This window comes from Pseudomonas sp. SBT1-2 (assembly GCF_028640875.1).
GTDB lineage: Bacteria > Pseudomonadota > Gammaproteobacteria > Pseudomonadales > Pseudomonadaceae > Aquipseudomonas > Aquipseudomonas chlororaphis_I.
Map to the genome: position 1 here is coordinate 138665 of NZ_JAQZAA010000028.1, position 12709 is coordinate 151373.

At 62.4% G+C, this 12709-nt stretch carries 11 protein-coding genes; 3 read left to right on the forward strand and 8 right to left on the reverse strand.

Features of this window, described 5'->3' with window-relative positions:
• Window positions 1–28 precede the first annotated feature (28 nt).
• Together PVZ78_RS03485 and PVZ78_RS03490 are read left to right on the forward strand one after the other, a co-directional pair.
• A complete protein-coding gene (locus PVZ78_RS03485; RefSeq protein WP_016704371.1) occupies window positions 29–769 on the forward strand; it encodes a YciK family oxidoreductase in 741 nt (246 codons plus the stop codon).
• 368 nt (window positions 770–1137) lie between these two features.
• Window positions 1138–2064, forward strand: coding sequence for a GGDEF domain-containing protein (locus PVZ78_RS03490; RefSeq protein WP_273828227.1), 927 nt, complete (start codon window positions 1138–1140; stop codon window positions 2062–2064).
• 34 nt (window positions 2065–2098) lie between these two features.
• Here PVZ78_RS03490 and PVZ78_RS03495 read toward each other — a convergent pair whose 3' ends face one another.
• The 7 genes from PVZ78_RS03495 to PVZ78_RS03525 all read right to left on the reverse strand — a co-directional run bounded on the left by PVZ78_RS03495 (window position 2099) and on the right by PVZ78_RS03525 (window position 9922).
• Window positions 2099–2851, reverse strand: coding sequence for a TenA family transcriptional regulator (locus tag PVZ78_RS03495; protein WP_246881993.1), 753 nt, complete (start codon window positions 2849–2851; stop codon window positions 2099–2101).
• A 78-nt stretch (window positions 2852–2929) separates the two neighbouring features.
• Window positions 2930–5389, reverse strand: a complete 2460-nt coding sequence (locus PVZ78_RS03500) for an EAL domain-containing protein (protein ID WP_009050174.1) — start codon at window positions 5387–5389, stop codon at window positions 2930–2932.
• 204 nt (window positions 5390–5593) lie between these two features.
• Window positions 5594–7420, reverse strand: coding sequence for an ABC transporter ATP-binding protein (locus PVZ78_RS03505; protein ID WP_009050175.1), 1827 nt, complete (start codon window positions 7418–7420; stop codon window positions 5594–5596).
• Window positions 7413–8015, reverse strand: coding sequence for a DsbA family protein (locus PVZ78_RS03510; protein ID WP_198920106.1), 603 nt, complete (start codon window positions 8013–8015; stop codon window positions 7413–7415). Before PVZ78_RS03510 ends, PVZ78_RS03505 begins: the two co-directional genes overlap by 8 nt.
• Before the next feature lie 36 nt (window positions 8016–8051).
• Complete coding sequence (gene trhO, locus PVZ78_RS03515) at window positions 8052–8993, reverse strand: oxygen-dependent tRNA uridine(34) hydroxylase TrhO (RefSeq protein ID WP_038634177.1); 942 nt, start codon at window positions 8991–8993, stop codon at window positions 8052–8054.
• Window positions 8994–9094: 101 nt separating this feature from the next.
• Window positions 9095–9394, reverse strand: coding sequence for a BolA family protein (locus PVZ78_RS03520; RefSeq protein ID WP_009050178.1), 300 nt, complete (start codon window positions 9392–9394; stop codon window positions 9095–9097).
• Between the two features lie 12 nt (window positions 9395–9406).
• The gene (locus PVZ78_RS03525; RefSeq protein ID WP_009045024.1) at window positions 9407–9922 is read right to left on the reverse strand and encodes a DUF2059 domain-containing protein; all 516 of its coding nucleotides are present in this window, start codon (window positions 9920–9922) and stop codon (window positions 9407–9409) included.
• 193 nt (window positions 9923–10115) lie between these two features.
• Between PVZ78_RS03525 and PVZ78_RS03530 the strand changes: the two genes are divergently transcribed.
• On the forward strand, window positions 10116–11510 hold the full coding sequence (locus PVZ78_RS03530; protein ID WP_009050179.1) for a class II fumarate hydratase: 1395 nt from the start codon (window positions 10116–10118) through the stop codon (window positions 11508–11510).
• A gap of 87 nt (window positions 11511–11597) precedes the next feature.
• Here the strand turns inward: PVZ78_RS03530 and PVZ78_RS03535 are convergent, their stop codons facing one another.
• A complete protein-coding gene (locus PVZ78_RS03535; protein ID WP_124311859.1) occupies window positions 11598–12563 on the reverse strand; it encodes a DMT family transporter in 966 nt (321 codons plus the stop codon).
• Window positions 12564–12709 lie beyond the last annotated feature (146 nt).

Sequence of the window (12709 nt, forward strand, 5' to 3'; positions counted from 1 at the left end):
CTTTCGCTTCTGATTTCCCGAGGTTTTTATGTTTGATTATTCCGCCCGCCCCGAACTGCTCAAGGATCGGGTCATCCTGGTCACCGGCGCTGGCCGCGGCATCGGTGCCGCTGCCGCCAAGACCTTCGCCGCCCACGGCGCCACCGTGCTGCTGCTGGGCAAGACCGAAGCCAACCTGACCCAGGTCTACGACGAGATCGAAGCCGCCGGCCATCCTCAGCCGGTGGTGATTCCGTTCAATCTGGAAACCGCCCTGCCGCACCAGTACGACGAACTGGCCGCCATGGTCGAAGCCGAGTTCGGCCACCTCGACGGCCTGCTGCATAACGCCTCGATCATTGGTCCACGCACGCCGCTGGAACAGCTGTCGGGCGAGAACTTCATGCGTGTGATGCAAGTCAACGTCAACGCCATGTTCATGCTGACCAGTACCCTGCTGCCGCTGCTCAAGCTGTCCCAGGACGCCTCGGTGGTGTTCACCTCCAGCAGCGTTGGCCGCAAGGGCCGTGCCTACTGGGGCGCCTATGGCGTTTCGAAGTTCGCCACCGAAGGCCTGATGCAGACCCTGGCCGACGAAGTCGACGGCGTCGCCCCGGTGCGCGCCAACAGCGTCAATCCGGGCGCTACCCGCACCAGCATGCGCGCCCAGGCCTACCCGGGGGAAAATCCGAGCAACAACCCGGCCCCCGAGGAGATCATGCCGGTCTACCTGTACCTCATGGGTCCGGACAGTAGCGGGATCAACGGCCAGGCATTCGACGCCCAGTAATCCTTTCTTTGGCCGCGGCGGAATATCGTCGCGGCGCTCCTTTCTTCGCCGGCCTTTGCCGAGCCATCGCCAGACAAATGCCACCCTTGGCCACGCCAAACCTCGGCACTGTCAGCCAACCATCTGAATTCAAAAGCATTTTGCTCAGATGAAGCAAATGGCACGCCTTTCGCTCTAATCTCCCTCAGATAGGCAGTGTATTGGCGAAACTCGGCGGCGATCGGGTCGGGGCTTATAACGGGCTCTAAAGCGGATTAGACTGTGGGCACTTTGTCCTGCGGGACTGATGGAACAGTATGACGTGCAGCCATGAGCCGCTCTCACCCAGCCAGTAAAGATTGCATTACGTGCTCAGGGGCTCACGCCATATGAAAACACCGACCCAGACCAACGCAATTGACTTCGATAGTGCCAAATTGCAACGCCTGGGCTTTGGCCAGCAGTCACCACTCCTGCAACGCCCGGTCAGCCTCGCCCAGCTGCGCCAGCAACTGAGCCTGCAATTGCAGACCAGCCTGGAACCGCAACGCATTCTCGGCCTGTTCTTCCGCGAAACCCAACGCCTTGTGCCCCTGGATGCCCTGGTTTACCAGCACAAGCCCAGCGACCTGCGCCTGGAATTCGGCCAGCGCGGCCACCACTCCATCAGCTACAGCCTGAGCCATGAAGGCGAGACCATGGGTGAGCTGGTGTTTCGGCGCAATCAGCGCTTCAGCGACCAGGAACAGAGCCATCTGGAATCCCTGCTGTCCACCCTGCTTTACCCGATGCGCAATGCCCTGCTCTATCGGGCCGTCACCCGTAGCGCCCTGCGCGATCCCTTGACCGACACCGGCAACCGGATCGCCATGGACCAGACGCTGCAGCGGGAAATTGAAATGGCCCGCCGCCACCTGCACCCGCTGTCACTGCTGATGCTGGATATCGATCACTTCAAGAGAATCAACGACAGCCACGGCCACAGCGCCGGCGATGAAGTGCTCAAGGCCGTTGCCGCGGCCATCAAGGCGCAGTTGCGCAACGTCGACATGGTGTTTCGTTTTGGCGGCGAGGAGTTCCTGATCCTGCTGTCCAACACCGGCCGCGATGCTGCCGCCATGGTGGGAGAACGGCTGCGCCAGGCGGCCCAGGCCAAGGATTACTGGGCGGATGGCAAGTTGATCGAGCTGACGGTCAGCCTGGGTTGCTCGACCCTGCTGCCGGGGGAATCAGCCGAGAGCCTGCTACGCCGTGCGGACAGCGCGCTGTACGTGGCCAAGCGCGAAGGCCGCAATCGCCTGGCGATGGCCGGCTGAAGAACGCTGGGCCGCCTCCATCGGAGGCAGCCACTCAACCTTCGACCAGTGCCATCCGCTCACGGACCGCGGGGGTCTTTTCCTGTTGCAGGCAACGCTCCAGGAACAGGTACATGTAGTCATAACTCTTGCAGATCGCCTGGCGCAGTTCGCTCTGCAAGGCTTTGCTCGGCTTCATGCCGGCCAGGGTGCAGATGATTTCCAGCGCCTCCCAAGGATGCGCATCGTCGTACTGGGCATGCATTTTCAGCCACTTCATCGCCCGCTTGCGCTCTTCTTCGGGAAAGGCCGCCGCATACACGCCAGTGGAGCAGACCAGCGCCGACCACTCACCCGTTGCCCCCTCGATTGCGTAGTTGGTCGCAGCGATCGCCACGATCAGCGAATCGGCGGAGCTGGTGTGCCAGCACCAATGACTCAAGGCATGCAGCTCCGGAGGGACCTGCTGCTCCTGCAGATCTTCCAGGCTCACGCCGTGGGCGCGACTCCAGTTCACCCAGTAATCGGCATGATTGAGCTCGACCCGGATATTGCGCATCAGCCAGCGCCGCGCCATGTCTTCACCGGGGTGACGGGCAAAACGGGTCTTGGTCAGGTTCTGCGCCATGTACAGGGCGAACTGCTCGACAACCGGCCAGCCACCGATCAGGTACTGGCGCATGGTCTTGTTGCTGAGCTTGTTGTCACGCATGCGCTGGTACAGTTCATGGTCGACCACGCGGCGCTTGCTCTCGCTGCAATCCTGGATCAGCTGCTGGGCCCAGGCCGGATAGCTTGCAGCGTCCATGAGCGGACCGGTCCTGTTGAATGCGTCGATCACTGTCGGGGCTCCTTTTGATGGTGATGGTACGGATCAGCGAGAGATTCAACGGAACGTGCCAGGAGCCTTGAATAGCAGAGGCTGTGGTCGTGAAGGCCGGCACTGCAGGCTGTCGCAGGTAAAGAGTTGCGGGCGCTCGATCAGGTAGCCCTGAGCGTAATCCACGCCGATCTCCAACAATGCCTGCTCAATCTGCGGTGTTTCGACAAACTCGGCAATCGTGCGTTTGCCCATCACATGACCGATATGGTTGATCACCTCGACCATCGCGCGATTGATCGGGTCGTCCAGCATATCCTTTACGAAACTTCCATCGATCTTCAGGAAGTCTACAGGCAAATGTTTGAGATAAGCGAATGACGACATTCCCGCGCAAAAGTCGTCCAACGAAAAATGGCAGCCCAAGCCCTTGAGCTCGTTGATAAATCGAATCGCACTGCCGAGATTGGAGATAGCGCTGGTCTCGGTGATTTCAAAACAAATCAGGTCCGGCGGCACACCATGGACAATGAACTGCTCGCGCAGGAAGTCCAGGAAAGCCTCGTCGCCGATGGTCGCGCCCGAGAGATTGATCGCACACATCGCCAGCGGCCCTTCACGCTCCTCGCGGATGCATTCGGCGATGATCTTGAACACATTCTCCACTACCCAACGGTCCAGAGAGGTCATCAGGCCGTAACGCTCGGCGGCCGGAATGAAGCTGTCGGGCAGGATCATCCGCCCGGCCTCGTCGTGCAGGCGCAGCAGAATCTCGATATGCCCGCCAAGCCGGTCCACATGCCCCAGGGCGGCTATTTCCTGGGCATAAAGACAGAAGCGGTTTTCCTCCAGGGCCATGTGCAGGCGCTGGACCCAGGCCATTTCACCGAACCGCAGGGACAGCTCCGAGTCGTCCGCGTGATAGACCTGGACCCGGTTGCGCCCTTTCTCCTTGGCCATGTAGCACGCCATGTCCGCTGCCCGCAGTGATGCTTCGAGGGTGGTCGGGGTGTGCGCCACGTGCACCAGGCCGATACTGACCGTGGTCACGAAGGGCCGGCCCTTCCAGACAAAGTGCAGGTTCTGCACCGTCTGGCGCAGGCCTTCGGCGATCTTTTCCGCCGCTTCCGGCGAGCAGTTCTCCAGCAGGATGCCGAATTCGTCGCCGCCCAGGCGCGCCAGGGTATCGCCCTCGCGCAGGCCCGACTGGAGCAAGGCGCAGATATGCCGGAGCAACTCGTCACCTGCCGCATGGCCGCAGGTGTCGTTGACCAGCTTGAACTGGTCCAGGTCGAGAAACATCAGCGCATGCCGCCCCGACTGCCGGCTCAGGTTGTGCAGCGCCTGCTCCAGGCGGTATTCGAACTCGCGGCGGTTCGCCAGGCCGGTCAAGGCATCGTGGGTCGCCTGCCAGGACAGATTGGCGATGTACTGGCGTTCCTGGGTCATGTCGTGCAGCACCAGCACCGTGCCGCTGACCTTGCCGGCGTTCTGGATAGGCGCGCCGACCAGGGTCACCGACACCGTGCTGCCATCCAGGCGCTGGATCAGCTTCGAATGCTCGCTGCCACCACTGAGCTGGCCGCTGAGGATATGCTCGATCAGGGTGAAGCCGTCGGTCTGGGCATTTTCATCGAGCAGATTGAACAAGGCCGCCAGCGGCAGCCCCACGGCCTGCTCGGCCTTCCAGTGGGTCATTTCCTCGGCGGCCGGGTTCATGTAGGCGATAGCACCATCCACATCGGTGGTGATCACACCGTCGCCAATGGATTGCAGGGTGATCTGCGCCCGCTCCTTCTCCAGCTGCAGGGCGCTGGCAAATTCATGACGCTGGGCCAGCAGCTTATGGGTGCGCAGCAACGCCAGGACAATCAGCCCCAGCGCGGTGGCCAGGTTGGTGATCAGCAACAGCCGCAGGATGACCCGCGAGCCCTCGCCCAGTGCATCGCTAAAGGCCTTGGCCGCGGGCGTTACGCCATCGTTGATGGCGAAAATCTGGTTCTTCCAGCGCTGGATATCGGCTTCGGAGGCCTGGTTGCTGGTAATGCTGCGGTGCATTTCATGGGCCACGCTATCGAGCTGCACCAGATAACTGTCGCCCACGGTCCACAGGTCGATGGCTTTTTCCAGGTAGCTGAAATGGCGGAAGTTCAGGTACAGCCAGATCACACTGTCGCTGTCGTCGGGGTGGTTGCCGCCCTTGAGAATCCCCGCCCGCGCGGCATTCAGGTCGGGCGGTTGCTGATCCAGCGCGACCCGCAGCTCATGCCCGCCCTGGGGCACGGCAATGGCGTTCTGGTACTTCAGGAAGATCGATTCGTCGCGGCTGTCGGCGTAGAGATTGAGGTAGTAGATGGCGTCCTTCTGGCCCTTGGACCAAAGGCTCTCCCCGGCAACGTAACCACGTACCGCCGAAAGGACATATAAGCTGAGGCCACCCAACAGCGCTTGAAACAACACCACCGCAATAAATGGCCAGACGATGCCCAATAACCGTGGCGTTCCGAGAGTCCGCTTTTGCTTCATGAGGTCCCTTGCATAAGCACTGCCAGATGAACACCCGAGAAAATAACGCTCCTGACAGCACAGACTAGGCTAATTTCCGCGGCTTCGAACGCACAGGCTATGACGTTCGAACACGCTGCCAGTCGAGACACGACAGGGCCGTGCCCCAGGAGGGTCATTTCCACCAGAGAATTCAAGCACTAAGCACAGAAAACCGGATAAAACTCAAGGTCGTTGGACTTGCTGCAAATGCCCGTAAAGCTTGGCGTAAAGGCCGCCGTCGGCAATTAGCTGCTGATGGTCGCCATCTTCGGCAATCTGTCCGCCATCGAACACCAGAACCCGATCCGCCTGTTTTACCGCGGACAGGCGGTGGGCAATGATCAGGGTGGTCCGGCCATGCAGGAAACGCGTCAGCGCCTGGTGCAGATTGTACTCGGTGGCGGCGTCCAGGGCGGAAGTGGCCTCGTCGAGGATCACCACCTTGGGCTCGGCCAGAACCATCCGCGCGATCGCCAGGCGCTGGCGCTGGCCGCCGGACAGACGCACGCCGGAACGGCCGACCACACTGTCCAGGCCGTTGGCCAGGGCGCGCACCGTCGAATCCAGCTGGGCGATCTCCAGCGCCCGCCAACAGGCCTCGTCGCTGCGCTCGCGGCCCATGGTCAGGTTGGCGCGGATGCTGTCGTTGAACAGCGCCGGATGCTGCAACACCACCGCCACGTTTTCGCGCAGGGTTTCCAGGCCGATTTCCTGCTGGGTCTTGCCGCCAAAACGAATCACGCCCGCCTGCGGTGTATAGAGCCCCAGCAACAGCTGCACCAGGGTACTTTTGCCGCCGCCGCTGGCGCCGACGATCGCCACCTTCTCCCCCGGCTCGATCGACAGGTTCATCTGGTCCAGCACCAGCTCGTCGCCGTAGCCGAAGCTCAGGCCACTGACTTCGATCCCCACGGTCTCGCGCCCCTGGAACGGGTCGACACCGCCGGCGTACTGCGGCTCGTCGGCCCGCGACAGCAGCTCGTTGATGCGCGACAGCGCGCCACCGGCGGCGTAGTAGGCGTATTGCAGGTTCAGCAGTTGTTCCACCGGGCCGATCATGAACCACAGGTAGCTGAACACGGCCAGCATCTGGCCGATGGACAGATCGGAAAACAGCACGGTGAGCATGGCCGCCGCGCGGAAGATATCGATCCCGAACTGGAACAGCAGCCCGCTGGCACGATTGGAGGCGTCGCTCTTCCATTGCGAAGCCACCGCGTAGTCCCGCACATCCTGGGCACGCCGGCCGAGACGGCCGAGGAAAAAGCCCTGGCGGTTGCCCGCGCGGACTTCCTGGATCGCATCCAGGGTTTCGGTCAGGGCCTGGGTGAACCGCGAGGTGCTGTCGTTCTCGAGCTTCTTCAGGTGCTTGACCCGCTTGCCCAGCTGCACCGTGGCGTAGATCACCAGGGGGTTGAACAGCAGGATCAGCAGCGCCAGTTGCCAGTGCATCCACATCAGGATCCCCGCGGTGCCCACCAGCGTGAGCATGGCCACCAGAAAACGGCTGAGGGTTTCGCCGACAAACTTGTCCAGGGTGTCGAGGTCGGTGACCAGGTGAGTCGTCACCGTACCGCTGCCCAGGCTTTCGTATTCGCCCAGGGAAATGCGCTTGAGGCGCTCAATCAGCCGCAGGCGGATGCGATAGACGATGTCCTTGGCCAACCCGGCAAACAACCGGGCCTGCAGCACGTTGAACAGCAGCGCCGAGCAACGCAGCATCAGGGTGATCAGCAACATCAGGCCGATATAGCCGGCGGCGCTCTGCCAGCCCGCGGGCAAGGCGTGGTTCATCACCTTCAGCGCGGCATCGCCGTGCCCCAGCAGTACTTCGTCCACCAGCAATGGCAGCAGCAACGGGATCGGCACGCTGCACAGCGTCGCCAGGACGGCCACGCCATTGGCGATCCACAACGCTTTTTTATGCTGCAGTGCCAGCCGGCGGACTTCCGCCCAGCTCAGGCGATCGACGGGTTCCGGCGCTTGTGGATCACCAACCAGATCACGCACAGGCGGCACGCTCCAGCCAGCGGCCGAGCAGTGGAGACAGCTCACTCAGGGGCTGGTAGCCATTGGTCAACAAGGCCAGCTGGCCATTGCGTTCGGCCAGCAAGGTCGGGAAGCCGGCGATCCCCAGGTCCTGGACCCAGGTGAAATCGGCGGCGGTGGCGGCATGCTGCTCGGCGCGATCGAAAGCCTCGGCGAACTCGATGCGCGGCACACCCGCTGCTTCGGCCAGTTCCACCAGAACGCTGGCGCGAGTGACATCCCGGCCTTCTACGTAAAAAGCCCGCTGGATCAGCCGCAAAAGTTTCCAGGCGCAATCCGGCGCCAGGCTGCGCGCCGTCACAATGGCGCGGCACGCAGGCTCGGTGTCATAGACAAAACCGTCGGGCAAGGCGCCCTCGAACTTGAACGGCTGGCCGGTGGCCTCGGTGACCGCCTGCCAGTGTTCGATGATGTAGCGGCGAGTGGTCGGCTCCAGTGCCGAGCCACTGCCGGTACGCAGGCCGCCCACCACCAGATGCAACTCGACGCCCGCTGCGCGCGCCTGCTCGACCAGGGCCTCGGCCACCGGAGCGAAGCCCCAGCACCACGAACACATCGGGTCCATCACATAGAGCAGGCGGGCAGACATGGCTCAGGCCTCGGAAGAAGATTGCTTGTAGTTGTAACCGATCGGGTGCGGCATGTTGCGAGCCTTGGCCAGTTCAATCTGCTTCTGCCGGTCGATGGCGCTGCGGCGGGTTTTCTCGCTCAGCGTGTCCCAGCAATGCGGGCAGCTGATACCCGGTACATAGTGCTCGCTGGCGCGATCTTCAACGCTTACCGGCGTGCGGCAGGCATGACATTGATCGTAGTCGCCTTCGCTGAGGTCGTGACGCACGGTCACCCGATTATCGAAGACGAAGCAGTCGCCCTGCCATTTACTCTCCTGCTGCGGCACCTCTTCGAGGTACTTGAGGATGCCACCCTTGAGGTGGAAGACCTCGCCGAAACCTTCGCTGAGCATATAGCTCGAAGCCTTCTCACAACGAATGCCGCCGGTGCAGAACATCGCGACCTTCTTGTGCTTGCTCGGGTCGAAGTTGGCTTTGATGTAGTCGGGGAACTCGCGAAAACTGGTGGTCTTCGGGTCGATGGCGCCTTCGAAGGTGCCGATCGACACTTCATAGTCGTTGCGGGTGTCGATCAGCAGCACTTGCGGGTCGCTGATCAGCGCGTTCCAGTCCTGCGGCTCGACATAGGTGCCGACCTTCTTGTTCGGGTCGACGCCGGGCACGCCCAGGGTCACGATCTCTTTCTTGAGCTTGACCTTGGTGCGGTAGAACGGCTGCTCGTCGCAGTACGATTCCTTGTGATCGATGTCGACCATGCGCGGGTCGTTCTTGAGCCAGGCCAGCAGCCCGTCGATGCCTTCGCGGCTGCCGGAAACGGTGCCGTTGATGCCTTCTTCGGCGATCAGCAGGGTGCCCTTGATGCCGTTGTCGAGCATCGCGTTGAGCAGCGGTTCGCGCAGGGAAACGTAATCTTCGAGGGTGACGAACTTATACAGTGCCGCCACGACAATCGGTTGTGTCATGGGTAATTCTCCAGGTGGCTACCCTCGTAAAGGGTGAACCGGATGCAAAAAAAACGCGCCGACTGAGCGGCGCGTTGCGGATTCTAGCAAAAAACCTGTGGTTAATGCTTGCTGCCGCCAGCGCAGGTCGGCGAGGCCGGGGCCACGCCAATCTTCGCCCATTCTTGCGGCGTGTAGGTATGCAGCGCCAACGCATGGAACTGGCCCATCAGCTCGCCCAGGGTCGCGTAGACCTTCTGGTGACGCTTGACGCTGTTGAGCCCGGCAAACTGCTCGCTGACCAGCACGGCCTTGAAGTGGGTCTCCAGGCCGCGGCTGTGCATGTGGCTTTCATCCAGAACCTGCAAATGCTCAGGCTGCAATGCGCCCAGTGCCGATTCGATACGTTGTTGCATGGTCATTCCTGGCTCCGCTTACTTCTTCTTCGCCGGTGCGGCCTTAGGCTCGAGCTCGGCGGTCATGTCGGCCAGCAGCTTGTTGACTACCGGTACCGCGCTTTCCAGCTTGGCCTGGGTCATCTGGGCCGATTGCTGGGTCAGCTGCGGCATTTTTTCCAGGACTTTCTTGCCCAGCGGCGACTGGTAGAACGCCACCAGGTCCTTGAGCTCGGATTCGCTGAAGTTGCTGGTGTAGAGCTTGACCATGTCCGGCTTCAGCTTGTTCCAGCCGATGGCCTGGTCCAGGGCGGCGTTGGCCTTGGCCTGGTAGGTTTCCAGCACGGCTTTTTTCGACTCTGGGGCTTTGGTCTGTTCAAAACGCTGAGCAAACATTTGCTGCACTTGCATGTACACCGGAGTGCCCAGCTTGTCAGCGTGCGCCAGGGTCAGGAAAGCTTCGGCACTGGCGTTGTGGCTGGCGGTATCGGCAAGCACCTGGCCGCTGGCGCAAACCAGAGCAACCGCGGTACAGATGGCACGAAGACGAGTCATCGAGTTTCCTTTTCTAGCAGGCGAGGTATAACCCCAAGGGCGACCATTCTGCGCCTAAAAAACTCTGTCGCTCAACCCCAAGCCTTGTGGTGCCTGCATTTGCTCGACCAAATGACACAGAAAGGCGCTTTATGGAACCCAGGCTGTGGATCACGGCCTAAACTGCGCAATCAGACCTACAGGAGTGAGCACGATGAGTCGAATCGAAACCGACAGCCTTGGCCAGGTTGAAGTCCCGGACGACGCCTATTGGGGCGCCCAGACCCAGCGTTCGCTGATCAACTTCGCCATCGGCAACGAGCGCATGCCGCTGTCGGTCCTGCATGCCCTGGCGTTGATCAAGAAGGCCGCGGCCCGGGTCAACGACCGCAACGGCGACCTGCCCGCCGATATCGCCCGGCTGATCGAACAGGCCGCCGACGAGGTGCTGGACGGCCAGCATGACGACCAGTTCCCGCTGGTGGTCTGGCAGACCGGCAGCGGCACCCAGAGCAATATGAACGTCAACGAGGTGATCGCCGGTCGCGCCAACGAACTGGCCGGCAACCCGCGCGGCGGCAAGTCGCCGGTGCACCCCAACGACCACGTGAATCGCTCGCAAAGCTCCAACGACTGCTTCCCCACGGCGATGCACATCGCCGCGGCCCAGGCGGTGCAGCAGCATCTGTTGCCGTCGATCGCCGAGCTGTCCGGCGGCCTGGCCGAACTCGCGGCACGCCACATGAAGCTGGTGAAGACCGGGCGCACCCACATGATGGACGCCACGCCCATCACCTTCGGCCAGGAGCTGTCGGCCTTCATCGCGCAGCTGGACTACGCCGAGCGCGCCATTCGCGCGGCCCTGCCGGCGGTCTGCGAACTGGCCCAGGGCGGTACCGCCGTCGGTACCGGGCTGAACTCGCCCCACGGTTTCGGCGAGGCGATCGCCGCCGAGCTGGCGGCCTTGTCCGGACTGCCGTTTGTTACCGCGCCGAACAAGTTCGCCGCCCTCGCCGGCCATGAACCCCTGACCACCCTCTCCGGCGCCCTGAAGACCCTGGCGGTGTGCCTGATGAAAATCGCCAACGACCTGCGCCTGCTGGGCTCCGGGCCACGCGCCGGGCTGGCCGAGGTCAGACTGCCGGCCAACGAACCGGGCAGCTCGATCATGCCAGGCAAGGTCAACCCGACCCAGTGCGAAGCCCTGTCGATGCTGGCGTGCCAGGTGATGGGCAACGACGTCGCCATCGGCTTCGCCGCCAGCCAGGGCCACCTGCAGCTGAACGTATTCAAGCCGGTGATCATCCACAACCTGCTGCAATCGGTACGCCTGCTCGCCGACGGCTGCAGCAACTTCCAGCAGCACTGCATCGCCGGGCTGGAGCCCGACCCGGTGCAGATGGCCGACCACCTGGAACGCGGGCTGATGCTGGTCACCGCGCTCAACACCCATATCGGCTACGACAAGTCCGCCGAGATCGCCAAGAAGGCCTATGCCGAGAACCGCACCTTGCGTGAAGCGGCCCTGGAGCTGGGGTATCTGACGGACGAAGAGTTCGATGCCTGGGTGCGGCCGGAAAACATGCTGGAGGCTGGCAAGCAGGGCTGATGGAAGGCGGTGATTGAACTGACGCTATCGCGGGCAAGCCTCGCTCCTACAGGATAGGGGCTTGCCCGCGATCAATGATAACGCGCCCTAACTCTCCGGCACTTGCATACGTCCCCGCCGCGCCTTGAGCCCGGCCATCAGCGATGGCCCCAGGGCCGTCAAGGCCGACCCCAGCACCACCAGCACCGCCCCGCCATAACCCAGGCCGTTGATCTGTTCGGCATGCACATATTCGGGCCACAACCAGGCCGCCACAGCCACCGCGGCGAAGGTCACCAAGGGGGTGATCGCCAGGGTGGCGCTGACCCGCGACGCCTCCCAATGGGCCAGCGCTTCGGCGAAGGCACCGTAGGCGATCAGGGTATTCAGGCAGCAGGCCAGCAACAGCCAGCCTTGCAGCGGACTCAACTCCAGCGCCTCGAGGGGATGGGCCCAGGGCGTGAGCAATAGCGCGCAGAACAGGTAGATCACCATCATCACCTGCAGGGAATTCCACACCGTCAGCAACTGTTTCTGGCCCAGGGCGTAGAAGGTCCAGACCGCCGAGGCGGCGAGCACCGTCAGCACCCCGGCGGTGTAGTTGCTCAGGGACGTCAGCAGCTCGGTCAGGCGCTGGTTGAAAAACAGCCCGAAACCGATCAGCAGCACCGCCAGGCCAATGCCCTGCCCCAGGCTGAAACGCTCCTTGAACACAAACAGGCTGGCGATCAGCAGCAGGATCGGCCCCATCTGCACCACCAACTGTGCGGTGCCGGGGCTCAGCAGGTTCAGCCCCATCAGGTACAGCACGTAGTTGCCCACCAGCCCAAAGACCGCCATCAGCACCAGCCAGCCGCCGCGCGGCCCGAGCACCCGCCAGCTCGGCAAACGCTTGACCGCCGCCAGGTAGATCAGCAGGAAACCACCGGACACCAACAGGCGAAACCAGGTCACGGTCACCGGGTCCATCACCAGCAACACCTGCTTGAGCTTGATCGGCAGGATGCCCCACAACAGCGCCGTAAGCAGTGCGAGGAACAAGCCATAGACCCAGCGACCGGACGAGATGTGCATGCGAACCCCAAAAGCCTGATGGAGGGAGCCCGCATTCTAGGCCCGGGGCTGCGGCGAACACAGGGACAATTGCCGGCTGAGCGTGATTGGGATTGTGCTGGTCGTAAAAAGCATCGCGGGCAAGCCTCGCTCCTACAGAACAGTGC

What these genes read in the sequence shown, in the direction of transcription:
- PVZ78_RS03530 (WP_009050179.1), top strand. Translation starts at nt 10,116, where the DNA reads ATGAGTCGAATCGAAACCGACAGCCTTGGCCAGGTTGAAGTCCCGGAC.
- PVZ78_RS03500 (WP_009050174.1), bottom strand. Translation starts at nt 5,389, where the DNA reads ATGAAGCAAAAGCGGACTCTCGGAACGCCACGGTTATTGGGCATCGTC.
- PVZ78_RS03490 (WP_273828227.1), top strand. Translation starts at nt 1,138, where the DNA reads ATGAAAACACCGACCCAGACCAACGCAATTGACTTCGATAGTGCCAAA.
- PVZ78_RS03495 (WP_246881993.1), bottom strand. Translation starts at nt 2,851, where the DNA reads ATGGACGCTGCAAGCTATCCGGCCTGGGCCCAGCAGCTGATCCAGGAT.
- PVZ78_RS03485 (WP_016704371.1), top strand. Translation starts at nt 29, where the DNA reads ATGTTTGATTATTCCGCCCGCCCCGAACTGCTCAAGGATCGGGTCATC.
- PVZ78_RS03520 (WP_009050178.1), bottom strand. Translation starts at nt 9,394, where the DNA reads ATGACCATGCAACAACGTATCGAATCGGCACTGGGCGCATTGCAGCCT.
- PVZ78_RS03525 (WP_009045024.1), bottom strand. Translation starts at nt 9,922, where the DNA reads ATGACTCGTCTTCGTGCCATCTGTACCGCGGTTGCTCTGGTTTGCGCC.
- PVZ78_RS03535 (WP_124311859.1), bottom strand. Translation starts at nt 12,563, where the DNA reads ATGCACATCTCGTCCGGTCGCTGGGTCTATGGCTTGTTCCTCGCACTG.
- trhO (WP_038634177.1), bottom strand. Translation starts at nt 8,993, where the DNA reads ATGACACAACCGATTGTCGTGGCGGCACTGTATAAGTTCGTCACCCTC.
- PVZ78_RS03510 (WP_198920106.1), bottom strand. Translation starts at nt 8,015, where the DNA reads ATGTGTTCGTGGTGCTGGGGCTTCGCTCCGGTGGCCGAGGCCCTGGTC.